21 protein-coding genes and 7 pseudogenes are annotated in these 25,236 nt (G+C 67.7%); 6 read left to right on the top strand and 22 right to left on the bottom strand.

Annotated elements, in window-relative coordinates; genetic code table 11:
* The coding region (locus ACWD35_RS41200) for an MMPL family transporter (RefSeq protein WP_451356486.1) at positions 1 to 1,113 on the bottom strand (1,113 nt) is incomplete at its 3' end.
* Between the two features lie 175 nt (positions 1,114 to 1,288).
* Here ACWD35_RS41200 and ACWD35_RS41205 point away from each other — a divergent pair.
* Together ACWD35_RS41205 and ACWD35_RS41210 are read left to right on the top strand one after the other, a co-directional pair.
* Positions 1,289 to 2,461, top strand: a complete 1,173-nt coding sequence (locus ACWD35_RS41205) for a sensor histidine kinase (RefSeq protein WP_451356487.1) — start codon at positions 1,289 to 1,291, stop codon at positions 2,459 to 2,461.
* Entirely contained in the window at positions 2,436 to 3,098 is a 663-nt protein-coding gene (locus tag ACWD35_RS41210) for a response regulator (protein WP_451356488.1), read from the top strand. The genes ACWD35_RS41205 and ACWD35_RS41210 overlap by 26 nt, the downstream gene beginning before the upstream one ends.
* 361 nt (positions 3,099 to 3,459) lie before the next feature.
* Here ACWD35_RS41210 and ACWD35_RS41215 read toward each other — a convergent pair.
* The 5 genes and pseudogenes from ACWD35_RS41215 to ACWD35_RS41235 all read right to left on the bottom strand — a co-directional run.
* Positions 3,460 to 3,669, bottom strand: a pseudogene (locus ACWD35_RS41215) (transposase); the annotation flags it as partial.
* Positions 3,670 to 3,693: 24 nt separating this feature from the next.
* Positions 3,694 to 3,921: an integrase core domain-containing protein gene (locus ACWD35_RS41220; RefSeq protein ID WP_451356505.1), complete on the bottom strand. Its 228-nt coding sequence runs from the start codon at positions 3,919 to 3,921 to the stop codon at positions 3,694 to 3,696.
* A 1-nt stretch (position 3,922) separates the two neighbouring features.
* On the bottom strand, positions 3,923 to 5,035 hold the full coding sequence (locus ACWD35_RS41225) for an IS110 family transposase (RefSeq protein WP_451356489.1): 1,113 nt from the start codon (positions 5,033 to 5,035) through the stop codon (positions 3,923 to 3,925).
* A 220-nt stretch (positions 5,036 to 5,255) separates the two neighbouring features.
* Positions 5,256 to 5,405: pseudogene (locus tag ACWD35_RS41230) on the bottom strand (response regulator); the annotation flags it as partial.
* A gap of 57 nt (positions 5,406 to 5,462) precedes the next feature.
* Positions 5,463 to 7,295, bottom strand: coding sequence for a hypothetical protein (locus tag ACWD35_RS41235; protein ID WP_451356490.1), 1,833 nt, complete (start codon positions 7,293 to 7,295; stop codon positions 5,463 to 5,465).
* Positions 7,296 to 7,682: 387 nt separating this feature from the next.
* On the opposite strand from ACWD35_RS41235, the gene ACWD35_RS41240 reads away from it, so the two are divergent.
* A complete protein-coding gene (locus ACWD35_RS41240; RefSeq protein ID WP_451356491.1) occupies positions 7,683 to 8,681 on the top strand; it encodes a hypothetical protein in 999 nt (332 codons plus the stop codon).
* 136 nt (positions 8,682 to 8,817) lie between these two features.
* On the opposite strand, the pseudogene ACWD35_RS41245 reads toward ACWD35_RS41240, so the two are convergent.
* The 6 genes and pseudogenes from ACWD35_RS41245 to ACWD35_RS41270 form a co-directional block, all read right to left on the bottom strand.
* A pseudogene (locus tag ACWD35_RS41245) lies at positions 8,818 to 9,656 on the bottom strand (response regulator).
* Complete coding sequence (locus tag ACWD35_RS41250; protein WP_451356492.1) at positions 9,625 to 10,203, bottom strand: hypothetical protein; 579 nt, start codon at positions 10,201 to 10,203, stop codon at positions 9,625 to 9,627. The pseudogene ACWD35_RS41245 and the gene ACWD35_RS41250 overlap by 32 nt, the downstream one beginning before the upstream one ends.
* A gap of 433 nt (positions 10,204 to 10,636) precedes the next feature.
* Positions 10,637 to 11,896, bottom strand: coding sequence for a radical SAM protein (locus ACWD35_RS41255; protein WP_451356493.1), 1,260 nt, complete (start codon positions 11,894 to 11,896; stop codon positions 10,637 to 10,639).
* A 197-nt stretch (positions 11,897 to 12,093) separates the two neighbouring features.
* The gene (locus tag ACWD35_RS41260) at positions 12,094 to 12,321 is read right to left on the bottom strand and encodes a hypothetical protein (RefSeq protein WP_451356494.1); all 228 of its coding nucleotides are present in this window, start codon (positions 12,319 to 12,321) and stop codon (positions 12,094 to 12,096) included.
* Positions 12,322 to 12,383: 62 nt separating this feature from the next.
* Positions 12,384 to 12,524 carry a hypothetical protein gene (locus ACWD35_RS41265; RefSeq protein ID WP_451356495.1) on the bottom strand — a complete coding sequence of 47 codons (141 nt, stop codon included), beginning with the start codon at positions 12,522 to 12,524 and terminating at the stop codon, positions 12,384 to 12,386.
* A 323-nt stretch (positions 12,525 to 12,847) separates the two neighbouring features.
* Positions 12,848 to 14,223, bottom strand: a pseudogene (locus tag ACWD35_RS41270) (IS1380 family transposase).
* A gap of 219 nt (positions 14,224 to 14,442) precedes the next feature.
* On the opposite strand from ACWD35_RS41270, the gene ACWD35_RS41275 reads away from it, so the two are divergent.
* Positions 14,443 to 14,889, top strand: a complete 447-nt coding sequence (locus ACWD35_RS41275) for a hypothetical protein (RefSeq protein ID WP_451356496.1) — start codon at positions 14,443 to 14,445, stop codon at positions 14,887 to 14,889.
* A gap of 99 nt (positions 14,890 to 14,988) precedes the next feature.
* Positions 14,989 to 15,729 carry a hypothetical protein gene (locus tag ACWD35_RS41280; RefSeq protein WP_451356497.1) on the top strand — a complete coding sequence of 247 codons (741 nt, stop codon included), beginning with the start codon at positions 14,989 to 14,991 and terminating at the stop codon, positions 15,727 to 15,729.
* Between the two features lie 215 nt (positions 15,730 to 15,944).
* Here the strand turns inward: ACWD35_RS41280 and ACWD35_RS41285 are convergent, their stop codons facing one another.
* From ACWD35_RS41285 to ACWD35_RS41310, 6 genes and pseudogenes are all read right to left on the bottom strand, one after another.
* Complete coding sequence (locus tag ACWD35_RS41285; RefSeq protein WP_451356498.1) at positions 15,945 to 16,946, bottom strand: ATP-dependent DNA ligase; 1,002 nt, start codon at positions 16,944 to 16,946, stop codon at positions 15,945 to 15,947.
* Entirely contained in the window at positions 16,892 to 17,212 is a 321-nt protein-coding gene (locus ACWD35_RS41290) for a hypothetical protein (protein ID WP_451356499.1), read from the bottom strand. Before ACWD35_RS41290 ends, ACWD35_RS41285 begins: the two co-directional genes overlap by 55 nt.
* Positions 17,194 to 17,625, bottom strand: coding sequence for a hypothetical protein (locus tag ACWD35_RS41295; protein ID WP_451356500.1), 432 nt, complete (start codon positions 17,623 to 17,625; stop codon positions 17,194 to 17,196). Before ACWD35_RS41295 ends, ACWD35_RS41290 begins: the two co-directional genes overlap by 19 nt.
* A 406-nt stretch (positions 17,626 to 18,031) precedes the next feature.
* Positions 18,032 to 18,211 (bottom strand): annotated as a pseudogene (locus ACWD35_RS41300) (IS1380 family transposase); the annotation flags it as partial.
* Positions 18,212 to 18,462: 251 nt separating this feature from the next.
* On the bottom strand, positions 18,463 to 19,686 hold the full coding sequence (locus ACWD35_RS41305; RefSeq protein ID WP_451356501.1) for a hypothetical protein: 1,224 nt from the start codon (positions 19,684 to 19,686) through the stop codon (positions 18,463 to 18,465).
* Positions 19,687 to 20,236: 550 nt separating this feature from the next.
* Positions 20,237 to 20,728 (bottom strand): annotated as a pseudogene (locus ACWD35_RS41310) (IS6 family transposase); the annotation flags it as partial.
* A gap of 42 nt (positions 20,729 to 20,770) precedes the next feature.
* On the opposite strand from ACWD35_RS41310, the pseudogene ACWD35_RS41315 reads away from it, so the two are divergent.
* Positions 20,771 to 20,881 (top strand): annotated as a pseudogene (locus ACWD35_RS41315) (IS5/IS1182 family transposase); the annotation flags it as partial.
* Between the two features lie 28 nt (positions 20,882 to 20,909).
* Here ACWD35_RS41315 and ACWD35_RS41320 read toward each other — a convergent pair.
* From ACWD35_RS41320 to ACWD35_RS41335, 4 genes are all read right to left on the bottom strand, one after another.
* Positions 20,910 to 21,902, bottom strand: a complete 993-nt coding sequence (locus ACWD35_RS41320; RefSeq protein WP_451356506.1) for an integrase core domain-containing protein — start codon at positions 21,900 to 21,902, stop codon at positions 20,910 to 20,912.
* A gap of 30 nt (positions 21,903 to 21,932) precedes the next feature.
* Complete coding sequence (locus ACWD35_RS41325) at positions 21,933 to 23,003, bottom strand: integrase core domain-containing protein (RefSeq protein ID WP_451356502.1); 1,071 nt, start codon at positions 23,001 to 23,003, stop codon at positions 21,933 to 21,935.
* Between the two features lie 126 nt (positions 23,004 to 23,129).
* A complete protein-coding gene (locus ACWD35_RS41330; protein ID WP_451356503.1) occupies positions 23,130 to 24,128 on the bottom strand; it encodes a hypothetical protein in 999 nt (332 codons plus the stop codon).
* Between the two features lie 843 nt (positions 24,129 to 24,971).
* Positions 24,972 to 25,236 (bottom strand): GFA family protein (locus ACWD35_RS41335; protein ID WP_451356504.1); only part of this gene is annotated, 265 nt, incomplete at its 5' end.

A 25,236-nucleotide genomic window follows, 5' to 3' on the forward strand; every position in this document is an offset into this window, starting at 1 on the left:
CGGGTCCCGCCGCCGTGCGAGTCGGCCCAGGTTCCTGGTCTGCAGAGCCCGGCCGATCCGGCCGGCCCGGGCCAGGCGTGGGCCGGCGGCGCCGAGGAAGGCCGGCAGCAGCGTCACCGACGCGACCACCATGGTCAGAACAACGATCGAGACGGCGAGCCCGCCCACCGTCATGAACGGCACGTTCGCGACCGCCAGGCCGAGGATCGATACGATGACGGTGCCGCCGGCGAAGACCACGGGCCTCCCCGCCGTGGCCACCGCTCGCCCCGCCGCCTCGCGGGGATCGAGCCCGCGCGCGAGGTACTCCCGGTGCCTGGCGAGCACGAACAGCGCGTAGTCGATGCCGACTCCGAGCCCGACCATGCTGCCCAGGACCGGTGCGAAGGTGGGGACGTCCGTCACCCCCGCCAGGACCGTCATCGTGGCGACCCCGACGGTCAGCCCGAAGACCGCCATGCCGATCGGCAGCGCGGCGGCGACGAGCGAACCGAACGCCAGGAACAGGATCGCGGCCGCGGCGAGGAGGCCGATCAGCTCGCTTGCGCCGCCGTCGGGGTCGGAGAAGGCGTAGAAGAGGTTGCCGCCCATCTCGATGCGCAGGGGCAGCTCGGCGCGCAGCCGGTCGCCGAGATCGACGAGGGCGTCGAGGTCTTTGGCCGACAGCCGGCTCTGGTCGGGGTACTGCACCCGGACGACCGCGATCCGCCCGTCGGCCGAGACAAGGCCGCCGCGCACGGTGGTGTCCCCGCCTGCGTCGAGTGCCCCCGCCGGGTCGCTCGTGCCGAGCACGTGCGGCAGCCGCTGCACCTCGGTCTGCAGCCGCGTGAGAGCGGTGCGCGCGCTGCCGTGGCTGAAGAACGTCGCACCGTCGTCGAGGGGGGTGACGACCAGTTGGGCGGTCATCCCCTCCTGGCCGGTGCCGGCCCGCTCGATCAGTTGCGCGGCCCGTTGGGAGTCCAGTCCCGGAGCGGTCATCGAGTCCGCGGTCCGCCCGCCGACGGCGATCGCGGCGAGGACGGCAAGCGTGGCGGCGATCAGCCATGCCGCGATCACCCGCCAGGGATGGCGGGCGGCGCTTGCGCCCAGGCGCAACAGGGCTTGCGAGAGCATCGGGTCCTCCAACCACCTCGTCGGCCGTCCTTGTACGGCCGCCGATGCCGAGGCTCCTCGCCACGGCGCTCCGCGGCATCGGCCCGCGGGCCGCGGATCCGTCGGCCCCAGGGCGGAGTGACGACCCGTCCTTTCGGCCGATGCGCGGCACGCCGCGGTCCCTAGGCTGAGAACCGTGCTCCGAGACGACCTGCGAACCCTGTGGACCGAACCCCGGCCGCCCGACGCGCCCGCCCGGGTGTGGCGGGACTGGGCGCTGCTCGCCGTGGGCCTGGGCGGTGTGGTGCTGGAGGCCACCCTGCGCGAGAACGTCGTGTGGCGGCCGGTGGCGGTGGTGTTCGCCGTATGGCTGTGCCTGCTGCCCCTGTGGCGCCGGACCCGCCCACTGGCGATGGTCACGCTGGCGTTCGGCTCGGTGATCCTGCTCCAGCTGGCCTCGCTCGTCGCCGCACCGCGCGAGCCCGTCGGCCTGAACACCGGCGCGGTCGTGCTCGTGCTGGTGTACGCGCTGCCCCGGTGGGGATCGGGACGCGAGATCGTGCTGGGCGGCGCGGTGATACTCGCGGCCAGCGCGCTGTGTTCCGTCACGGACGAGACCCCGGTCGTCGAGAACGTCGTGGGCTTCGTCTTCCTGCTGCTGCCCGGCGTGGTCGGGGCTGCCGTGCGGTTCCGGGTGACCGCTCGCGAGCGGCAGTTGGACCAGGTGCGCTCCCGCGAGCGCGAGCAGCTCGCCCGGGAACTGCACGACACGGTGGCCCACCACGTGTCGGCCATGGTGATCATCGCCCAGGCGGGCCGGGTGCTTGCGGGCACCGACCCGTCCGCCGCCGTCGAGGCGCTGGAGGGGGTCGAGGAGGAAGGGGCGCGCACGCTGGAGGAAATGCGCGCCATGGTCGCCGCGCTGCGCGACCGCGGGGTCGGCGCCGAGCTGGCGCCCCCTGCCGGAGTCGCGGATCTGGAGCGCCTGGTGCGCACCCCGGGTGGTCGCCTCAGGGTCGACTTGGGGCTCGACGGCGAACTGGACGCGCTGCCCCCGGCCGTGGACGCGGCCGTCTACCGGATCGTGCAGGAGTCGGTGACCAACGCGCTGCGCCATGCGGTCGACGCGACCGAGCTCGTCGTTCGGGTCGCCGCGGAACGGCACTCGGTACGGGTGAGCGTGCGCGACAACGGCCGGCGCACCGGCCGGGGTCGCGACGGATACGGACTTACCGGACTGCGCGAGCGCGCGACTCTGCTCGGCGGCACACTACGAGCCGGCCCGGGTATCGACCGGGGCTGGCATGTCGAAGCCGAACTGCCGAGAGCGAGGAGCGAGAGCGGTGTCCATTCGCGTCCTCGTCGCTGACGACCAGACGATCATCCGCACCGGGTTGCGGATCATGCTGAACGCCCAGCTCGGCATTGAGGTGGTCGGCGAGGCCGCCGACGGGCGGGAAGCGGTACGTCTGGCCCGCGAACTACGCCCAGACGTCTGCCTGTTCGACATCCGCATGCCCGTACTCGACGGGCTCGAGGCCACCCGGCTGGTCGCCGGCCCGGGCGTCGCCGACCCGCTGGCCGTGGTCGTCATCACCACGTTCGACCTCGACGAGTACGTCTACGGCTCACTGCGTGCCGGCGCCCGCGGATTCCTCCTCAAGGACACGGGACCGGACCTTCTGGCGCAGGCCGTACGGTCGGCGTCCGACGGTGAGGCGCTCATCGCGCCCAGCGTCACCGTCCGCCTGCTCCAGGCATTCGCGGACCTGCCCGCCGGCCGGCCCGTGGCCCAGCCGGTCTCCCCCGTCACCGCCCGCGAGGAGCAGGTGCTCCTCGCCGTCGCTCGCGGGCTGACCAACACCGAGATCGCCGATGCACTGCACATCAGCCTCAGCACGGTGAAGACGCATCTGGCCAGCCTGATGGCCAAACTCGGCGCCCGCAACCGGGTCGAGATCGCGATGTGGGCCTACGAAACGCGCCGTATCCTCCCCGGAACCTGAGCCGGGTGCCGGGCCATGTCCCATGAGTCCCCGCCCGGACATCAGTGCACCGGTCGGCTCACGTCGGCTCCACGTGCCTCACCCGCCCCAGAGCGTGACGTACCAGGAGGCCGGAACTGGGACGGTGAGACACCCGATACGACAAGACTCCCGACAGCTACCTCGCCAGTCTCCACCTGCACGCCTCGATGATCTGGATCAAAGACCTCACCAGGACCACCCGATGATCACGACTCGATACGCGCCCTAGTAGGGCTTGGTCAGGTTCGTATTGGGGTGGGTATGTCGTGGTGGCAGGTGGGGTAGGTGCCGGCCCAGAGGGCGAGGAGTGTCTGCATCTCGCGGACGGTCTGGTAGAGGCTCAGTCCTGCGCCGTGTCTTTTGGGTCTCGTGCCAGTCGTTGCAGGGTGCAGAAGGCGTGGGCGGCGGAGACGAGGGTGACGTGGTGGTGCCAGCCGTTCCAGGTGCGGCCTTCGAAGTGGGCCAGTCCCAGGGCTTGTTTCATCTCGCGGTAGTCGTGTTCGATGCGCCAGCGGAGCTTGGTCAGCCGGACCAGGGTGGCCAGTGTCAATCCCCTCGAATCGTGGAGACCTTCCTATGCAGCCAACCCCTTGCTGAGGTCGGCCCAGTAGTCGTGTTCGTAGTCGATCGGGCTCTTGAAGCCACACACGCTGTGTAGCCGTCTAGCGTTGTAGAAGTCGGTGATCCAGGTTGCGATCCGGATCCTGGCCTCGGCACGGGTGGCGAAGGTGCGTCGGTGGACGTATTCGACCTTGAGGACGCTGTTGAACGCCTCGCTGACGGCATTGATGCCCCTATGGATGTCAAGCGGCGTTTCGGGCTGGTCCTGTGCGGTTTGCCGCGGTGTTTGTGGGGGCGATGAGTCGGTAGATCTCTCGTGCGACGTACCGCTTGAGACACCGGATGATCTCGCGGCGAGTCTTGCCCTCCGCGAGGCGTCGCCGCATGTAGTCCTGGGAACGGCCCTCCCAGCGCAGGCGGCTGAGGACGATCCGGAAGAGGGCAGCGTTGGCCTGGCGGTCGCCGCCTCGGTTGAGTCTGCGGCGCTGGGTCTTGCCGGAGGAAGCCTCGACCGGGCTGGTGCCGCACAGAGCGGCGAAGGACGCCTCGCTGTCGAGGCGTTCGGGGTTGTCACCGGCCGAGATGAGCAAGGCTGCTGCGCTGTCCGGGCCGACGCCGTGGACGTCGAGCAGACCTGGAGTACTTGTTGTGATCGCTTCTGCTATCCGCTTGTTGAGGTCGTTGATCTCCTCGGTCAGGTTCTGGATGCGGCGGGCCAGCAGTCTCAGGGTGTGACGCGCGGCTCCTGCCGGCCCGGAGATCTCCGACTCCGCGAGTGTGGCGCACTGTTGGAACAGCTTCGGGTTGCTCAGCCCGGCCAGGGACTCGCGAAGTTCGGGGTCGGCGCAGACCAGGACGCTCTTGAGCTGGTTGATGGCCTGGGTCCTGGACTTGACCGCGGACCCTTTGGCCAGTTTGAACAGTCGCAGCATCTCCACCGGGCCGTCGCTCGTCTTCGCTGCGGCCGTGGCTCGACTGGACAATACGGCGCGAGCAGCGGCTTCGGCATCGATGGCGTCGGTCTTGCCGTGGCGCCGTCGGGCTGCCTTGTCGGGCTGGTTGACCTCGGTCACCTCGATGCCCTCGGCCCCCAGGCGGCGTGTCAGGGCGGCCCCATAGGAGCCGGTGCACTCGACTCCGGCGCGCCGCAGCACGCCGAACGAGCGGGCCCAGGCCACGAGTTGGCTATAGCCATCGGCGGTCGCCGGGAAGCTCCGGCCGTCCAGGGTGGCGCCGAGCGTGGTGATGACGGCTGCGGCGTGAACATCCTTGTGGGTGTCAACGCCGAGCAGGACTTCCTCGGCGGCGTCGGCCGGGATGTGACACGGGGCAGCGGACTGCGTGATGCTGGGCAAGGTCGCCTGTCTCCTGATCGCCTCGGGTGCTGGTGACCGTCGCCGGGCCGGGGCGGTCAAGACTGTGACGGTGCCTGTCGCGAAGGCCCCTATCGGGACACGTCCCCTGCCCGGCGGCAGCGAGTGCCGCTCCGGGCAGCGGCCGACAGATCAACGCAAAGGCAACAACGCTAGTCGAAGCACGGGTCAGGCCACCGCCCGAAGCGGCACCGGATCATTCTCACAGTCGGAGCATGGCGCGCAGGGCCCATGGGCCGAAGGGCTTGCTGATGTAGTCGACGGCGCCGTCTGCGTATCCGCGGGCGGAGTGTTCGGACCCGGTGCCCATCGCGGTCAGGAAGATGATGGGGATGTCCCGGGTCATTGGGCGGAGGATCCGCACCGTGCCTGCCCCTGTGGCGCAGGGGCAGGCAGGCGAGCTTGGTGTTCAGGCGCTGCGTGGTGCGTGGTCGAAGAACCGGTTGTCGGTGCCGACGGGGATCTCGCGGACGCCCGGGTAGGGGTGGGGGAGTGGGTCGTTGATGGCGGCGATGACCTGACAGGCGTACCCATCGGAGGAGGGATCGCCGGCGACGTCGATGAGGGTGTCGATCAGCCGGAGTCCGGTGGCCTGGTCCACGGCTCCGAGATCGGCGAGCGGCGAGTCGATGATCATCAAGGGGGGCACGCGGACGGCGGGGTCGGTGCGGCCGAGGTCGCGCAGGGCCAGCAGCAGCGCGACGTTGGTGACGACCTTGGGGCTGCCGGCGACGGAGCTTTCGGCGAACGTCTTGTCGGGGTTGTCGCGTTCCTTGACGCGGGTGGTGAAGTCGGTGGGGTCGATGTAGGCGGTTTCGGTGTCGGGGTTGATCTGCTGGAGCCGGGCCAAGAAGAGTTCGGTCCAGCGGGCGATGATCTCCTTGCGGCGTACCTCATGGGTGGTGAGGGCGGCGTCCCGGGCGGCTTTGGCCTTCTCCATGTCGGCCTTGGCAGCGTCGATGATCTGCTGCTGGGCGTTGATGAAGTCGGATGACTCCAGCCACTGTTTGAGCCGGGCGACGTCGCGGCTCAGGCCGTGGGCCGCCTTCTCGGCCTGCTGGGCAGCAGCGCGGGCCGACTGAAGGTGGTCCTGGTCGTAGGTGTCGCGGTCCTTGAGCGCGGCTGCGGCCGCGTCCTCGGCCTTCTCCGCTGCCGAGATGGCCGCGGCCAGGGCCTCCTCCAGGTGCCGCAGTTTCAGCCGGAGGCGCTCCACCTTCGCGCGGGCAGCAGCGATCTTTTGCTCGCGCTGATCGGCGGCGTCCTGGCATGCCTGCCCGCACTGTCGGCACAGGTCCGGCTCCCGTTCGGGAAGGGGCTGGCCGCAGCGGGTGCAGTCCTCGGGAGGCGGGGTGAGTAGCTCACCGAGGGCGCCTTCGGCCCGGGCGTGCTCGGCGGTCGCGCCCTGCAGCTTCTCGTGCGCGGCGGTGGCCTGCTTGGCGGTCTTCCTGCGGTCGGCGTCGGCTGCCTTGTGCAGCGCGATGAGCCGGCCGTGCTCTCCGACCGCGCTGTTCAAGGCCGTGGCGGCCTGCTGCCAGGCGTTCGCCGCTGCGGCGTGCTCGCGCTGCTTTTGCTCGTAGTCAGAGCGGACTCGGTCCGGGTCGGCGAGGCCGCCCTTGTCCCGCAGTTTCTTGAACGCCGTCAGGTCTGTTTTGGCCTTGTTGAAGCGGGAGGCGGTCTCGGCTGCGTTCTTCTCCAGGCCGGCGAGGTCCGCGTCCCACAGCCCGAGGATCGCCTCCAGGACGAGGACGCGTTCCTCGTCCTTTCCTCCGCCCAGGAAGGCGGAGGCGATCGTGTGCTGCCGCAGGGCCAGGACGGTGTTGTAGTAGTCGTCGAGGTCCAGGCGGGTGGCGCCTCGGGCTGCCTGCGGCAGGCCCAGGAGGTCCTGGATGAAGGCGCCAGATGTCACCTCGCCGGCCTTTGTGTTCTTCACGGGCAGCGAGTGCTCGGTGTCGTTGTCGAGGTTCTTCACCGACACCCGGGCACGGGGGTTGGAGCCGCTGCGGGTTGCCTGCCACCGGGTGCCGGCGACGCGGAAGGTCAGCCGGATCTGCTGGCAGGCGCCGACCTCCGGCATGATCGTTGCTGTGGTCAGGCCCAGCGGGTAGAGCAGCGTTTCCAGGGCGGTGGACTTGCCAGCCCCGGAGTGGCCCACCAGGAAGGCCACCAGGCCCTTGATGAAGCGGACTTGCCAGCCGTCGTCACGCTGGAACTCGAGCTTCTCGATCACAAACGACGGGCCCACCAGGCCTCCTTCGCATCAGGTGCTGATCCATACCTGAAACGACCACCGGCCGAATGAGTGACGAGTGGAGCACTCTTCGCCCCTTTCCGTCCGGATCCTGCGGTGTTCCGGCGAACGGCCTCGGGTAGCTCCTGTCGGAGCGACCGGGAGGGGAAGAACATGGGCAAGGCGAGCCGCGGTAAAAAGCAAGGCAGCCGCGACACCTCGACGACGTGGAGCGTCACCAAAGCGGCGTGCGCCGCACATCAGTTACGGGCTGACAGCCGTCGGCTCCTGCAGGACAACATGTGGGTGCGCACGATGATGGCGTCGAACGTGAACAATCGGATGACGGAGCTTCGCACCGTGCTCCATCACAGCGACGTGCCTGAACAGCACCGAGAGAACATGGCGTTTGCGATGATGCTCGGCAAGCAGGGGATGCGGCGGCCGTGGCCGCCCGGCCCGGTCGAGGCGGCGCAGTGGCAGATCCGGCAGGTCCTCCAGCTCCTCGATGCCGCCGAGGTCCTTGTCATCTCGCCGGCCGCGCACGCAGCGGTCATGGCCGCTGCCGCCACCCTGGAGCCTGCCGACGTCGGCACCCTCGACAAGGACAGGGACATTCCGATGCCGGCAGGGCTGCTGGTGCTGCCGGAGCCGGTTGTCGTGGAGAACCGGGGCGGTTCCTTCTCCGACATCCGCGCCTTCGGCTGGCAGTTCGTCACCCAGCACCAGGTTCTGCCCGACGCCCAGTACCCCGGGGTCCAGCTCACGTGCTTCATGGACCGCGACGGACCCGTACAGCCGGATTCCTGGCGTCTCGCCGTCACCCAGGCGCGCGCCGGCGGATCACCGCTTCCTCCGCTCGTCCCGGACGGAATCTACGGGTTGCGGGCCGATGGCGCCCTCACCATCGCAAGCAGCGAGCGGCACGCCGAACTCTCCGAAGAGCACCGCAGACTCAACACCGTCCTGAACCAAGTTGCCCAGCACAGCGCGCTGCCGCCGGAGGAAGGGCAGTGGGACGGCGGGCGGATCAAGGACACCTACGACGACTTCGCCGCCCGCTACGCGTTCGCGTTCTGGCGGCTCGCCGCCCAGGGCGTCACGGTCCTCGGCGCCCCGCGCGAACCTGGCGAGGACCGACCCGGCACCCGGCCCGGGACACGGCCAGCGGACCCTGATGTCCGCGTCATTCGCCTCGCCAACCAGGTGCCCGCACAGCGTTCGCCGGAAGACGGCGGGACGAGCCGGGTCTACCACCACCGGTGGACCGTCCGGATGCACAAGGTCCGACAGTGGTACCCCAGCGCTCAAGAACACCGCCTGATCTGGCGCGGCCCCTACATCAAAGGACCGACCGACGCGCCCTTCATGGTGGGCGAGAAGGCGTACTCCGTGGACTGAGCCGGTTCTCAACATCGGATACCGGCCACGCCGTCCGGCAACCGGCCCGTGCCCACGGTCGGCGCCGTGGCAAGCAAGCCCGGTCCCGCGCCTTCTTCGCGTACGGGACCGGGGGAGTGCTGCGCCAGTTCGAGGTCTACTGGCTATGTCGCTCCAGGTAGATGGTGGTGAACACGGCGACCTTGGCGCGCAGGGCCCATGGGTCGAAGGGCTTGCTGATGTAGTCGACGGCGCCGGCCGCGTATCCGCGTGCGGAGTGTTCGGACTCGGTGCCCATCGCGGTCGGGAATGTCCCGGGTTCTTGAGCGGCGCTTGATGTGAGCGCAGGTCTCGTAGCCGTCCATCTCCGGCATCTGCACGTCCATGATGATGACAGCGAAGTCGTCGTGATCGAGCAGGGCTTTGAGGGCTTCTCGGCCGGAGGGGACGGTGACGAGCTCCTGCTCGAGCGTCGCCAGCACTGGGTCATCGCCAGCAGATTGTCCGGCTGATCATCGACGATGAGGATCTTGGGCATGCTCTGACGCCCCGGCGGCAGAGCAGCCGGGGCGGACTGTTCGACGGCCGCCAGCTGGCGTTCGAGTAGATCGCAGCGGCCTTCCGCCGCAGCACGCTGAGCCTGTGCTTCCCGGAGGGCGCTCCGAGCCGCTCGACTTCCAACTGGAGCTCGTCGCGCTCCTGGATGAGGCCGTAGACATCCGGATGCGCCTCCGCGAGCTCGTCCGCCCGTTTCTGTTCCGCAACGCGGTCAGCCTCCAGCTGGTTGAGCCGCGTTTCCAGATCGGCGATGCGCTGCGTCCGGTCCAGCAGCGCATCGCCCAAATCGTCACCGCGGACGCTGGACCGCCGGGACACATGGTCGGCGACGGCCAGCTGCCGCTCCAGGATCTCCACCGCGTGCCTGGGCGACGAGGCGGCATCCACGGCCGATCCGTCAGCTCGGTCACCGCCTGCCGCGCCGCCGAGAGTGCCCACAGGTTGTCCGGGCCCGTGCCGTACTGCTTCTCCGGGCGCGAGCTGACGAATCCGAGATGCAGTCCCAGCTTCTGCCACGCCTGCTCGGCATCGTCGGAGCGCTCCTCGTCGCACCACACCACGTTCTCGAACAGCGCCTGCACACCGAGCCGCAGGCTGACGCCAACTGGTCGGCCAGGAACTCGGCAGCAGCACGGGCTTGTGCCACGGCCGCCCGGATCTGGACCGGGGCCGCGTTCACGGGGCGCAGGAGGAACGGGTTGTCATCCAGCGCCCCGGCCAAGGCATGCTGCGCGTCGGCGTGATTGGTCAGGTGCAGGTAGGCGGCCTTCTGTTCCCGCAGCCAGCCCCGCAGGGCCTTGTCGTTGTCGCCGAGGTCGTTCACCGCCCGCTGCACGCGGTCGGCCGCAGCCCGAGCCCGGTTGGTGGCGGAGAGATCGAACGCCTCGCGCAGCGCGACGGTCTCCGGACGCACCGTCCCGTGCTCGGCGTACCGCACCTCCGCCGCCGCGCAGTAGTCGTCCCTGTGTCTGACGCCCCGGCCCATGCCTTCTCGATCCGCTGGATCTCCCGGGCCAGGCGGACGGTGCTGTGGGACAGCGCGACAGCCTCCCGCCGCTCCACCCCATCCAGGGGCCTCGGGTTCCCGTCCAGGATCAGCAGACGGCAGGCGCCGTCGGGGAGGTTGACGCTGTCGTACTTGTTGACCAGCACCACCAGGTGTTGGACGACTCTCTGCATGAGCACGAACCCGGCGGTTGGCGACAGTCGCGGTGGACATGAGTGCTGATCTTGATGGGCAGTCTGATCTTGCTTCGTGCACGACGACACGGTGTGCATGTGGTGGAGGTGCCAAGTGCTCACCTCGTATTGGCGTGTGCGCTGGTCGGGTCACCAGTTGCCCTCACGAGTGGCAGCGACGCATGGATCGCCTGGCTCTGCCCCACGTCCTCCGTATGGCCACCGCGCTGCGTCCGCGATCAGCAACGAGAGTCGCATGAGTCCTCGTCAGGGAGGCCCGCGCGAAATTGCTCGGCCTCAGTGAACTCGAAACCCTCTGCCGCTTGGTCCGCGAAACCCGCAGCGACCATCCTGGGGAGGTTCGCGCGCCAGAAGCGGCCTTCGGAGCGGATCGCCGTCCCATCTCCATCCAGATGCCGCTTGGGGCAACCACCCCAGCAGAGGGGAAGGAACGAGCAGCGGGAGCAAGTCGGCAGCGTGGTCGGGTCGAAGTCGGCCCACCAGGACCGGTCAGGGAAGGTCTCAGTTCCGTCGCCGGGACGCACCCCGGGCATTCCCAGGAAGCGGCCAGTGGCGCGGCCGGGCTCGCCCACCTGCAAGCCGCAGCGGTACTCCAGGCCATCTGCCCCGACAACGGCCGAGTCATGGGCCAGGGCGCCGCAGACCGACGTCTTCGGATGGGGGAACCCAGAAACGATGTCCTGGTCGTCCTGCGCTTTGGGCGGTAGCTCCTTCGCGGCGAGGGCCTGCAGTTCTTCGAACCGCTCCGGACCGAGTTCGTGGGGGCGCAGGAACGATGAACGCTCTGAGTAGGCGGACAGTTTCGCGACCATGAGTACGCACCGGAACGGGCCGTCGAACCAGCCGCGGGCCTTGGCGAAGCCGATGAACGCCCGCAGATCCCCTGCGTTGCCCTGGTCCGCGTTGTATCTGAGGTCCACTCGGGTGTGTCGCACCAGCTCGTCCACCAGGGCGGCGGCCTGCTCGAACGACGATCGGTCGGCGGGGGATCGGTGCTCGGGCCGGTAGCGCCGTCGACGGTCGTGGTTGTCCTTCATGCCGTCGAAGGAGATTTGGACTTCCCTGATCCTGTGGCGGGCGACAAACGCCCCGGGGTCATCGGGCCACCGCGTTCCGTTGGAGATGATGGAAGCGTGGTACCTGATCCCTGCGGACTGGCAGTACTCCTGGAGCGCGAGCGATCCCCGCTCCAGGAAGTCGATGCCCAACATCGGTTCACCGCCATACCAGTCCACGTGCAGCGAACGCTTGCGCCCGCCCAGCCGCTGCGCAGCGATGTCGACGAGCGTCTCGGCATCTGTGAGCCGGAGCGCGTCGGGGGTGCGGGACTCGTAGCAGTAGTAGCAACCCAGGTTGCAGTCCATGGTGGTCGTCACCAGCAGTACGACGGGAGCGCTGCCGCGGGCCGTCCAGTACCGCTCGCGCACCACCGCGACTTCATCGAAACCCGGCTCCATGAGGAAGCCGTTGCGGCGCAACCGTGCGGTGAGCTGTTCGTCGAGGGTGCCCGGAGGAATCAGCCGACGGTCTCCGCTGAGCAGGGACGAGATCTCTTCGGCATCCGGTCCGTCGACCTTGAAGACACTTCCGGTACTCGCGTGGAGGAGGGCGTACCCCTCGGACATCGGCACCCGGAAGGTGTAGCGAGAGGTGGCGAGAGCTTGTTCCATTCGGCTTACTCGATCTCGACGATGGCGACGCAGGTCGAACGGCTTCCGCAGAGCCGGGGCGGCCGCCGGACGTCATTGCCAAACGATTCCTCGCTGATGTCCTCCAACTGAGAGTCGACGATCGTGGTAACCGCGACCTCATACCGGGCACCCGGTGTGAGCCGCACGTGCTGCTGCTCCTCATCGGAGGCGACGAGGCGGATCTTCGGTGTGGATGCGGGTTTGTCCTGCACAGTGGCGCTCCTTCCTTACAGAGACCAGATGCGGTGCCTATGCTCAATCTGGACGCCGGGGCTCAGCAGCGCCATTCGACATGGCCATTCGGCGCTCGGTACGGATCATGCGCCCGCAGGCTGACGCGGATGCTGGCCAGATCATCCTGTGCTTCGGTGAACTGGCCGGTCAGGGCCTCGACGTGAGGGCCGGTATCGCCCACCGCGTCGAGCGCGGCCAGATTCCGTCACAGAGCCTGCATAGAGGCGGTACGTCGGTAATCCATTCGCGTGCCACAACCCGTACCCGCGGCCACGCTCGCCACCGCATTCGTTGCAGAGTGCGTACCTTCAGGATGCTTTCGGTATTAAAAGCAGCAAATTTAACCTCGATCTTGCATGACGGTCCGCCGACGGAGTCGGCGGACCTTTTCGCGTTCTGGGGCGGGTGGTGAGCAGGCTGGTAGCCCGACTGCCGCGTCGGGTGGGCGCCGGATTCCACTGCCCGGGTCGGGTGGTGCTGCCGTCGGGGCGGGAAGTCTGCTGGTCAGCCCGAGGTGGGCAGGAGCGCGAGTCGTTCGAGGGCGCCTGTGATCTCATCTGTCCAGGGCCAGTGGCGGGCGAGGCGGAGGATCCTGCGCCGGCCGGTGGTGACGAGCTGGCCGGCCGCGGAGAACAGGCGGAACCGCAGCCGGCGCGGTTCCCAGAGCCTGGTCTGGCCGGTCAGGGCGAGCATGGGCATCCAGGCCAGCGGGTCGAGAGCGATCTGGACGATCTCCAGCCAGACCCCGTTCTGCGCGGTGTCACGCAGGGGAAGGTTGCGAAGGCCGGTCGAACGCGCGGCCCGGATGCGGTCCTCCGCGCGGGCCCGCAGCCGGTGACGGAGTTCAGGCTCGGCGATCGGCCGGTCAGGGGTGTCGGTCGCGAAGCACGTGATCCGCATGCCTTCGGCATCCGTGATCCTCAACTGGGCCCCGGGGTGCGGCCGTTCCTTGCGGACGATCAGCCGCATGCCCTTCGGCCAGCCGTCCAGCAGCTTGCCCGTGAGCTCGGCAACCCAGGCCCCGTCGCGGACCTTGCCACCGGCCTCGATGGCCGGTGTCCAGGCCGTGGCCGGGATCTTCAGCACGTGCTGGTGAATGGTGTCGGTGGTCACCATGCCGACCGAGTAGGACAGCCAGCGGCCTCGCTTCGCGAGCCAGGACACGAAGTCGTGGGTGCCGCCGGCGGAGTCCGTGCGGACCAGCGTCTGCCGACCTCGCCAGTACTTCTTCGGCACCTGGGCCAGGGCGAGTTGAGCGGTGGTGATGTGGTCGGCGGCCGTGTTCGAGCCCGCGTTCCCCGGCCTGAGGAGGACGGCGACCGGCTCTCCGCTTCCGCCCGAGCCGTGGTCGACGAAAGCCGTCAGGGGGTGATGGCCGTAGGTCTTCTTCCAGGTCGCGGCCGCGTCCTCTTTGTCGGAGTGCGCGATGACGAGGACGCCGTCGAGGTCGACCGTGACCTGTCCATCCACGTCTGGGGCATTCTTGCCCGCCAACGACCAGACCCGGTTGCGGATTTCGGACCGTGCGGACCGATGGCCTGCAGGGCTTTCTCGCCGGAGGCGGCGAGAGCGTCGATCAGGCGGGAGACCGTAGGGTCGGAGGCGACCGGGCCGAAGACGGCCGGCTCACCCCGCAGCATCGCGACGTCCGCCAGGCAGTCCCCGCCGAGTGCGACCGCCAGGGCGACGTCCAGGAGGATCTTGCCGGGATCGTGGACAGCCCGCAGCTTCCGCCACGGAGCCAGAGCTGCGGATATGGCCTGGTCGAGGCCGGTCTTGCCAACTGTTTCGATGAGCAGGACCGACCCGGCCTGGGAGACGGCCTGACGGCCGTCACCCTGAACGCGGACACGGGGATAGGACCGGATACGGTGTCTCACCTGGGAAGTGCCTCTGGTTTCAGCGGGAACAAGGACCTCGACAATCCTCATCCTTGCTGGTCAGAGGCGCTTTCTGCTTTCCTGGCCGCCTGTCGGACAGCCCGCTTCATGAAAGCCCGAGGTTAACCCTAATGGTCTCCTGGCATGCGGCCCGGCTGGCGCGGTCGATGAACGCGCCCATACGATCTCAGCTATCGGCTCGTGACTTGGGAGGTAGTAATGCTGGGAGACCTCAGGTTTTCCGAAGAACAACAAGAGACGGTTTTCATCGAAGGGTCGATCCTTAGTGCCAGCGCGTCTGACTTTATGCTCGATGCGCCGGCGCGGCGATCGTCTGCAGGCGGCAGTCATCGTAGAGCGCTAGTCCATGACACAGCAGATGGCCTCACGATTAACTTTAACGGGGACTACCCCGGCGGTGTGAGCATCGTCAACGCAAAAATCAACCTGAGCCATGAGAGTGGACCAAACCTTCCCAAACACGCCTCCACAGGAGACATCCGACTTATCAAGCACAGAGGCGGTCACGAGGGAGGGATTATTACACTGGATTCCATCTCGCTTTGGCTTTGCACGGGATTCACCAGACCCCTGGCCGTTGGGGAAGAGTCGGTTGCCACGTGGCAACAAATCCAATTGGGCGACGAAGTCAAGGGTACGGCCTAAAGAGCTCCCGGTGGGCCGGCTCGCGAATGCCGCAAAGTGACAGATTAGAGACGTTGATTTCGATCCCGCATAGTGCAATTTCCGCCAAGGAGAGCAACGTTGACACGCCACCCACCAGCAATCGAGTCTGTCGCGCCGACCGATGATGGCAACCTGGCCGTAGAGTGGTCAGTTGATGATTTCTTCGCCGACTCTGAATCGCCGGACAAGGTGCGCATCGACCTGAACGGCATACTCTTCCGTGAGCTCGACGGAAACAGCACAGAAGTGCAAGTGCCGAAGGCGGTGATCTTGGCGTTTGGGGCTCCCGAAATCTTCGTGAGTGTATCGTTCTTTTGGGATGGAAGCCCTTCACAAGAGCTGCAGACCACAGCACCTCCCATCACGGTTAACGGTGGAGCTCCTGCGACAGGGGGAGGCCTCCCTCCGCCGCCGAGGGTTCACATCGACAAGGTGCAGGGGCGGACTCTTCACTCCGAGCCAAGTATCACTCTGTCCTGGGCCTCAAATAACTACAACGACGCCAATATTTTTTGGGGTACCGTATCGCAGTCACCCAAATTCCAGGTCCGCATCCCACCCCACGGTGATGTTTACCATGGGACGTTCACCACCAACCGGCCCCTCCTTGCTGGTGAATTGTACGTCTTCGATTTCCAAGTTCGGAACACAACGCTCAGCCAGACGTGGTTTTCCACAAAAGTTGTCGTAAGGGTCCCCGTTAACATCTCGTCGGTACGCAAGTTCATGAAAATTAGTGGCCTTCCCACGGCAACAAATTTGCGTTCACTCGCAGGGCCGGGACAAAGCGTGCGTGAGCTACTGCTCGGGAACGAGTGAGGTTTTCTCGGCGCTGCACGTCATGTTCGATGCCGTGCGGCGGCCGAGCGTGTGGAATGGACCGTGACCTCCGCTGGTGTCGAGCGGCTGACACTACCGCGCACCGCGTGATGCAGGTGGTCGTCGAAGGTGCCTGTAGGGCTCTGCCTTCGCGCAGGTGCCGAAATGGGCCAGCACTCACCAGATCCGCGCGATCACAAGCGGTGTGACCACGCTCAGGTATCGCCCTCTCCGAGCAGGGGGACCTGTCGGACGCCGACGTCCGTGCGGATGCGATGTTGCCGGACCGGGTGCCGCCACCGTCCAGCGCTGTCCCGGGCGACGTCGACAGCGACTTCCAGCACGACGTCGGGCTGGACCAGGGCGACGTCCAGAGTGCGCTGTGTTCCCCAGCCTGCCGAGAACGACCACCCCTGCCATGGGTGTGCACCCACTGGTGGAGCCAGCTGAGCGGCCAGAGTGCGGCCGGCTGGCGGCCTGCGAGAGGATGGTGCTGCGACCGACGTATATTGCAGGCGGCCTGCAGTGTCGTAGCGGCCCAGCAGCACCGTCCGAGGCGCAGCACGTGATCCGGTGATCGCGCCGATCACGGCCTCGGTGGTGGAGCGCACCTTGTACTTCCGCCACGACCGCATGTTCCCGCGGTAGGGCTCGTCCAGCCGCTTGAAGCACAGCCCTACTCCGACCGCCGTCCAGCCCAGCCACTGCTGTGCCGTGGCTGGGCTGTCGGCGAACAGCGTCTCCAGCGCACCGCGGCGCCGCTCGTACGGCCAGCCGGTCAGGTCGGCGCCCGCGTGGAACAGGTGGAAGGCCACGAAGTGCGTCGGCCACTGGTGCGCCGCCTCCACCGCAGCTGTCCCGCGCCGGGCCAGCCGCTGCTGAAGGCGTTCGCACGCCAGTCGGTCCCGCTCCCACACCACCAGTTCGCCATCGAGCCCGGTGTCCGGCGGCAGCTGAGCGAGGGCCGCCCTCCGAACCTCGGGGAACGCTGCCGTCATGTCCGTGCCGCGGCGTGAGCGCAGCAGCACCCGCCCGCCTGCGTATACGGCAAGCTGGGCGCGGGGGATCCGGCCGTGCCGGGCGTGGAACTTGGGTGCCGCCGGGGTGGCGGCACCCTCGGCCGGTCTGCCTAGGCTGCGGTGAGGCTGATCCGGGCGCTCGTTCAGGGCTCCATCGCCGCGGTGTCGCCGGAGGGGGAGGTGTGTTCCGTCCCCCATGGGTACGCTGCCCACGCCTCGTCCAGGATTGGGTTGATGTCAGTGCGTCCGCTGGCTGGGGCTCGCAGGGACCATCCGCCGGGCGGCGGCTGCTCGATCTGGGCCAGGATCGCCTCTTCCAGGCCGGGGGCGTTCGCGACGACGGCGTCTTCCAGCTCGCTGGCCGAGGCGACCGCCGTGGGTATGTCCGTGGCTGGCAAGGCGTCCCGGAACTCGGGGCTGTTGACCAGGTGGTACGGCTCCATCGTCACCGCGATCCCGAACATCGGCCGGTCGTGGGGGAGGTGGGCGAACTTCGGGTGCCGGTCGCGAATGAGCTTCGCGGTGGCCGGTATCTGCTTCCCGAGGGCCTTGCCAGCTTCTTGTCCAGCTCCTCGCCGAACTCCTGCTGCGGTCCGAGCCGGAGGCCCGCGGTGGGCCGGGCCGCCTTGGCCTCCACCAGCAGCACAAGGCCGGGCAGGACCACGATCGAGTCGGCACTCTTCTTGTTGTCCTTGTCGTAGACGATCTCGTGATGGACCTCGGAGTTGGGGAGCAGCCGCAGATGCCGGCCGACGTACTGCTCGAACAGCTCGCCCAGGTCCCGCGTGAACGCCTCGAACACTTTGCTGTCGTAGTGCTCCATCCCTGTGTCGTACAGGCCCATCGGGCTCACCTCGCCCAGCACGGCAGGTGTCACCGGGATCAGGTAGTCGCACCCGAACCCCCGCACCAAAGGGCCTCGAGCGCAGCGGGTTGGGCGTGTACCGCCGCATCAGAGGATCGGAAGAGAGCAGTCCGCCGGCGGCGCGGGCGCGTTCCTCCTCGACCCCTGTGGCGAAGTGCTGCTCGAGTACCGACTGCACCGCCGCGCGACTCGTCAGCTCCTCGAACACAGCGAGCTCGGTCTCGGGCACTCAGGCGAGGTCGAACCGGCCCTGCCGGTGGATCGCCGCGGTGAACAGCAGCCGCCCCAGCCCCACATAGTCCGACAACGTGCAGCCCAGCAGGTCCCGCTCCCAGCCGTCGACGAGGGCGTCCAGCGGCTTCGGCGGCTCCGTCTGAACCAGAAGGGCCAGGCTGCGGGCGAGCTCGGAGAAGTCGTCCTTGCCCGGATCATGCACTGCCCGGGCCTTACGCCAGGGCGCCAGCGCCGCCGATATCGCCCGGTCCAAACCGGTCTTGCGGATCGTCTCGACCAGCAGCACAGCTCCGGACTGCGAGACCACCCCACGGCCACCGCCCTCGACGTGGACACGCGGGTAGGACCCGATACGCTTCTTCACCCGAGAAGTGCTCCTTCGCCAGCAACGCACAAGACCCTCAGCAAGCCTCATCGTTGCAGCTCAGGAGCACCTCTTGCGTTTTCGATTAGGGAGCGGACAGCCCACCCCTGCGAAAGCCCGATGACGGCACCGACCAGGCCATCCACGACCTGCTGCGCCGGCAGATACGGGAGGCCGGGGGATGGCGCGAGGACCCGTCCGCGAGTCCGCCGGCACCGTCGCCGCGCGACCTTACTTCCCCGGCGATGGCGCTACGCCGGCATACCACCGATCTGCAGGAAGATCCCATCGATGACCCCCGGCGTGGGCACATTCGTCGTGGCCGTGAACGAGATCGTGGTGAACACGCCCGCAAGCCTGATGGTTCCGTTCGAGTCGACCGGTCCGACCACGCCCGTCACAGTGCTTCCGGACACGCTCACCCCCTGCCCGCTGACGAGGGTCACCTCTGTCCCGGCCGGAAACTGCATAATCGATCCCATCGACGCCAGATACAGCACCGGGTCCTTGATGGCAGCCGCGAAGGTAAGTGTGAAGGCGTGCTCGGTTCCGCCGACGATCTCCAGAGCGTCGCTGGACGGCAACGGCGGAGCGAACGCGCTGGAGGAGAACCCGCGGAAGGTCCCGTCCACGGCACTGCCGGTGCTGAGGGGCCCCACCAACCGCACACCGGCACCGTGCCAAGTCCCCTGTGCGGTTCCCGTCGCGGGGTCGCGCTCGACCACGGTCCAGTCCACCAACTCCACCGCCTGCGGCACCGGCGTAGGGCCGAGCAGTACCTCTCGCCAGACTGCGCGGCGGTCCTGTTGGGCGGAGTTCGTGCAGAACCACAACGCGCAGGTGCCGTCGTCAGACTGGGTGACCAGCAGGTCGCCCCCGCTTCCCTCAGTGGGCAACTGTTCCAGCGCCGTGCCGTCGTACATTGTGGGGGAGGCGGTGATCCGACCGGAAACCGGCAGTGGCTGGGGCACCAGGCCGATCTGGCCGATGGGGGTACCGGCGGCCGTGCGACCGGACTGGAAACGTCCGCCTCGTCCGCCGGCGCTGTGGCCCACCACGGCATCGCCCTGGGAGCTCTCGCCGCGGACGCCCTCGGCGGAGTGGCTGATCCCGTGCACGCCGACGCCGCTGCCGCTAGTGCCGAGCACCCCGGTTCCGGATCCGTCGCCTGGCCCGGGGCCGGAGCCGAACGTCCCCAACGGGCTGAGCAGGTTCTCCACGCTCGTGCCCACCACGCCGATGCCGCCCCGCATCGTCGCCCCGATAGCACCGATACCACCCCGGTTGTGCTGGCCGAACAGCCCGGCGATGCCAGGGCGTCCAGGGCTGGGCACGGTCTTCCCGAAGATACCGAAATTGTCGCCCACCCCGAAAACGCCTACGCCGTCGACGTCGGCCTCGCGCTTGGTGTCGCGCTCGGGACTCTCGGCGTACAAGCCGGCCGTCACGCCTTGCATGTTCCCGCCGTAGACCATGCCGGTGGCCTTGGTCGAGAACGCCGAACGCGTATGTCCTGAGCCGACCAACGGCGGTCCGAGAGCGGTGAACTGGTCGTCGTGCGCCATGGAGACCTCCTTGTGCGAAGGGGCGGTGCCCTTTCTCCCCGCCGTGACGACCGGCCGGATCAGCTTCCAAGCCTCATCCGGCAGATCACTCGGCTGCGGCTGCCACCCGCCTATCCCTTCTAGCAGACGCTACTCTCGGCCATCCGCAGACCCTCAGACGTAGAAGGCGTGTCCACCAGGGAAAACAGGGGATCGATGAAACAGGTCGCGGACTGATCAGGCGGGGGCGCCGGGCAGGACCTGGCCGTCGGTGATCTGAACGCGCGCACTTCTGCCGTGCAACCGATGGTCAGCACATAGCCCATGCCGCGTTCTTCCAGGGCCGCGCGTAGTTTCGGATTGCCGCCGTAGACCTCGTCCCCGGTGGCCCAGCCGGCGCGATGGCATTTTCACGTTGTCGGGGGGTGTGGGTGTCTGACGGCTTGTCGGGGTGTGGTGGTGCTGGGTTCCGCACCTGTCGTCAGACCGTGGTGAGTTGGCTGACGGCGCCGGTGATCTGGTTCCAGATGGCGAAGCGGACGGTCATCTCGGCTCAGTAGTGATGTGCGGTCATCAGGTGACGTCGGGGCCGGAAGTGGGGTGAGATGCCGCTGAACGCGGACAGGAACCGCTGCGCTCTGCCCATGCTGCGGAAGCCTTTCATCGCGTATTCGCGTTGCCTGGTGGGCTGGTGGGAGTTCTCGGCCCGGTTGTTCAGGCCTTTATGGGAGCGGTGCTCGACGGAGGGCATGACCTCGCGGTGGGCGGCGCTGTGGGAGCGGAGCTTGTCGGTGACCATCACCCCCGGCACCACGCGGGTCTTCTTCATCAGACGACACAGGAAACGCCTGGCCGCGGCCTTGTCCCGGCGGTTCTGCACGAGGATGTCGAGAACATTGCCGTCCTGGTCCACGGCCCGCTACAGATACTTCCATTCGCCGTTGATCCTGACGAAGACCTCGTCCAAGTGCCATTTAGACGATGTCCTATGTGGTGATCGCTCGTTGGTCTGCGTATGGGGCGGGATACGTGGCGTTGGATTGTTCCAGACGGCTTGTGGGAGATCGCCAAGCCGTTGATTCCGCAGGAGCGCGTGCGCCCGCAGGGCGGCGGAACCCAGAACACTGCGGGTGCCGATAAATCATCCAGGCTGGTCAAGCGGCATGTCTGTACTCGTGGAGGGTTCCGGCGAGTCGGTCTCGTCGTCGGACGTCCAGGTGGGCGATGTGGGCTGGCGGGTTGATCGGTTTGGGGAAAGGGCGTAGCGGTGCGGCTTGTCCGAGGGCTCGGTGTGGCCGGTGCTGGTTGTAGTGGGTCTCCAACTCGCGGAGCGCGTGGAGGAGGTGGCGCTGGTTCCAGATCAGAGTGCGGTCCAGGAGCTCTCTGTGGCAGGTCTGTATCCAGCGCTCCATTAGGGAGTTCATCCGTGGCATCTGGATGCCGGTGGTGACGACCTTCAGGCCGGCGCCGGCCATGAGGGCCTCGAAGGCGGTGGTGAACTTGGCGTCGTGGTCGCGGATCAGGAACCTGGCCGTGCTGCCGGCGTCTTCGAGGTCCATGAGGAGGTTGCGTCCGAGTTGCACGATCCACTCTGCGGTGGGGTGTGCGGTGGCGCCGAGGATCCGGATCCTGCGGGTGGCGTGCTCGATGACGGCGAAGGCGTACAGGCGGGCTCCGGCCAGGGTGCGGGTCTCGAAGAGGTCGCAGGCGAGCAGGGCGTCGGCCTGGCTGCGCAGGAAGTCGGCCCAGGTCGTGCTCTGCCGCTCGGGCGCTGGTGGGATGCCGTGCTTGCGGAGGATCTCCCAGACGGTGGAGGCGGCGACTTTGATGCCGAGGGCTGCGAGTTCGCCGTGGATTCGCCGGTAGCCCCACGAGCTGTTCTCGCGGGCCAGGCGCAGGACCAGGGCGCGGATCGAGCGGACGGTGGGCGGGCGCCCGCGACGCTTCGGCACGCAGGCGGTGGCGTGGCGCCGTTTGAGCAGGTCGCGATGCCGCCGAAGGACTGTGTCCGGGCGGACCAGCAGCAGGAGGCGCCGCAGCCTGTCGGTAGGGAGGTGGTGGAGCAGGCCGGCGAGGATCGCGCGGTCCGTGTCGGTGAACACTGGTTTTGCGGCCTGGCGCTGCAGGACCAGGAGTTGGTGCCGCAGGGTGTGGGCTCGGAAAGTCGTCGTTGCAGGTCAAGCCGCATAGCGGTACTCGTTAATGGCGCCGCCGAGGATGCGGGTGCGCAGGAGTCTGCGGACTTCGGGGTCGTGCACGGTGATGGGCTGCTGGTCGGCGCCCGGAGGTAGTTGGGGGCGGTGCTCGTTGTAGTGCCGCTCATAGGCGGCCAGGACGTGCCGGGCGTGGGCCTCGTTCATGATGAGGACATGGTCGAGGGCCTCACGCCGGATGCTGCCGATCACCCGCTCACAGTGGGCGTTCATCCGAGGAGCTCGCGGTGCACTCTTGAGGATCTCCATCTCCTCGGCCTCGAAGACGGCGTCGAAGGACTGGCCGTACTTGCCGTCGCGGTCACGCAGGAGGAAGCGCAGGGGTTCCATGCGCATGCAGAGGTCGGCGGTCAGGTTCCGCGCCTGTTGCACTGCCCACTCGCGGGTGGGGTGGGCGGTGATGCCGGCGATGTGTAGGCGCCGGGTGCCGTGTTCGAGGAACGCCAGCGCGTAAAGGCGTCTGCCGAGGACAGTGTCGATATGCAAGAAGTCGACGGCGATGATGCCCTGGGCCTGGCTCGTGAGGAACTCCCGCCAGGTCGGGCCGGCGCGGCGTGGGGCCGGGTCGATGCCCGCCGCGTGGAGGATCTTCCATACCGTGGATGCGGCGATGGGGTGTCCGAGTCGGGTCAGCTCGCCTTGGATCCGCCGGTGCCCCCACTGTGCGTTCTCTCGAGCGAGCCGCAGGATCAGCTTCTTGAGCGCTGCCTTGGTCGGCGGCCGTCCGGTGCGGGCGCGCCGGGCGCCGTAGTCCCACTTCGCCGCGATGAACCTGCGATGCCAGGCCAACAGGGTCCCGGGAGTAACCGCGAAGACCTCGCGCCAGCGGCGACGGGGTATCAGGCTGGAGAGCACAGCCAACCAGAACCGGTCCGCTGGCTCGTACCGGACCGGGCGGGCGAGCTGACGGCGCAGCACCGCATTCTCATGCCGGAGGACGAGCAACTCGGCTTCCTTATCGGTGTCGCGGCGCAGGAGCACCCCGGGGACGGACAGCAGCCTGCGGGCCCCCTTGTACAGCATCGAGATGATCACGCCGACATGGTCCCAGCCGAGAACGCTCTACCCTCCCGACCTGCGGCGATGACTTTACGAGCCCCGCACGAGCGTCCCTCGCGGTACGCCCGGATGTGATGGCTGGCGAGAGTGATTCGGCAGGGCTTAGGTACGGAGCCAGTTCTTGCCGACGGTTACCTCGCGTGCGATGCGACGCCACTGGCCTTCCCCTCCGGGCAAGGGCCAGGCCCAGGTCGGCTGTTCCGCGGTGTTCAAATCGTGGAGGAGGCGGACGAGCTGTGGGCCGGCGGTGGCGGCGCCGTCCGGGACGGTGGGACCGTGGATGGCGCGGAGTTCGGCGAAGCGTTCCAGTTCGTACTCATAGAAGCCCACAGCGTCATCGATACGTGCGACCAGGTCATCGCGTTGCACCGTACGGTGCAACTGCAGCAACGGAGGCTCGATGGACTCGGCGATCGCCGCGGCGAGTCGTGCGTGACCGTCCAGGATCAGATGACAGTCCAGACCACTGACCCACCACAACAGAACGGGTGGGAGCGTCCCCTCGCGGACCTGCTTGCGGTACGCCTTGACGCGGCTGTCGCCCGGGCCGGGCATTGGCCGCAGCGGCAGGACCTCGAACGATGTGGAGTGGAAAAACCAGTCGATGTATCCGTCCGGATGGCCCTCGACGAGCATCGAGCTCCAGTACTCGGCATGCGAAGTGGCAGCGTGGCGCCAGCGCGGGAGCGGGCTCTCGCACGAGAGTAGCCACCGGCCCTCGTGCAACGGGCTGCCCGGCGAGTCGATGAGGTATTGCGCGAAGCGGTGAGCCCACCGTTGCGGGCTGCCCGACAGGGCACGCCCCACGTCGGCGCGCAGCGGTGGAACGAAGGAGCGGTATTCGTCGGTACGCCAGAAGTCCACGCCCTGTAGGGGCTCTTCGACAACGGCGAGCAGCACAGGCCGCGACAGCTGGGAGATCAGCAGCCGTGGCCCAGCAGTGAAAACACACAGCTCCGGCTGGTGGCGGTCCTGTACATCCAAGGACAGGCCCACCCATGTGCCGTCGTCTCGCGTGACATCACTGCGCTGCATGCCAAGAGCGTAGACGGCGACTACGGGGCGCCGATGATGCCCTTGGTCGGTCGACTCGATCCGCACTCCACAAGTGGGTAGCCCCCGCCGGAAACACTCGCGGTGCTCGTTGAAATTTCCCGCTCACCTGAACGCCGGACCGCGTGAGGCGACAAGCGGTCCTGGTTGATGTCAGAGATCCCTTGGACGTCGGCACCGATCCCAGTAGTTCGGAGAAGCCAGCTCGAGTACCACGTGGGCTCGCCACCCAGGCCGATCCACCTCAGCTCGTCCTTGCGGAAACCGACCCACAGGACAGCAGGGCCACCGGAGATGCGCGTCTCGTGCCGACATGAGCACAGTTCCCTGTCAAGTCCATGTGTTCACGTCTTGTGCCTCTTCCGTGTGGTCGCGAGCGGTGGTGGCCGTCGAAGGAGCGGGACGGCCACCCAGCGGTCTGGACGAGCAGTTCCTGTCAGGTCGACTGTGCCTTGTTCACCGGCGTGATGTAGGCCGCTTCGATGAAATTGATGAACCTGTTCGGGCTCCTGGTACCGAGCATGTTCCCTATGCGGCGGGCGGCTCTCAATTCATCACTGATGGACCCGAGGCTCCACTCACCCAGATTCTTCGTACCCGCCCGGAATTCTCAACGTCCTGGGATGTGGTCTCACGCTTTCGTCCCGGCAGGCGTCGATGGCCAGAATTCGTCTCGGAAGTAGCCCAGCGCCTTTCTGGACTCGCTCCGGTTGAGCATCCCCTGGACGGTCTGACTGCCGCGCGGCACTCGCAGAGTTCTCCGTCATCCGCGCTGAGCATGACCGCGGCGGGTCCCGGCCCGGGAGTTCCCGCCCTGCTCGCGGGCGGGAACGGGATGCCGGCCGGGGCCATCGAGGGGGCAGGTGACGTTGCCGACCAGTGGACGGGCGGTCAACCGGGCGTGCCGTGCTCGGTCTCCGGCGCCGACGGCAGCCAGTGCACGGCGTTGTCGCGGAAGGACGCGTGGATCGGCACGAGGTCTGGGCCGCTGGTGTCGTCGAGGGCGGTGACGTTGATGCCAATCTCCGGGATGTCGCTGTCGATCGCCGCGAGCCGGCTGCCGCAGGTCGGGCAGAAGCCGCGCTTAGCCTCGCCTTCGAAGGTCTCGTACCAGGTTGGCTCGCCGCCCTCACCGGTCCAGATGACCGTTTCGAAT

Source organism: Streptomyces sp. NPDC002671 (assembly GCF_053592475.1).

Coding starts and splice junctions, on each gene's coding strand:
- ACWD35_RS41240 (WP_451356491.1), top strand. CDS start 7,683: ATGGCGTTTGCGATGATGCTCGGCAAGCAGGGGATGCGGCGGCCGTGG.
- ACWD35_RS41250 (WP_451356492.1), bottom strand. CDS start 10,203: ATGGGCCGGGGCGTCAGACACAGGGACGACTACTGCGCGGCGGCGGAG.
- ACWD35_RS41275 (WP_451356496.1), top strand. CDS start 14,443: ATGCTGGGAGACCTCAGGTTTTCCGAAGAACAACAAGAGACGGTTTTC.
- ACWD35_RS41285 (WP_451356498.1), bottom strand. CDS start 16,946: ATGGGGGACGGAACACACCTCCCCCTCCGGCGACACCGCGGCGATGGA.
- ACWD35_RS41290 (WP_451356499.1), bottom strand. CDS start 17,212: ATGTTCGGGATCGCGGTGACGATGGAGCCGTACCACCTGGTCAACAGC.
- ACWD35_RS41305 (WP_451356501.1), bottom strand. CDS start 19,686: ATGGTCTACGGCGGGAACATGCAAGGCGTGACGGCCGGCTTGTACGCC.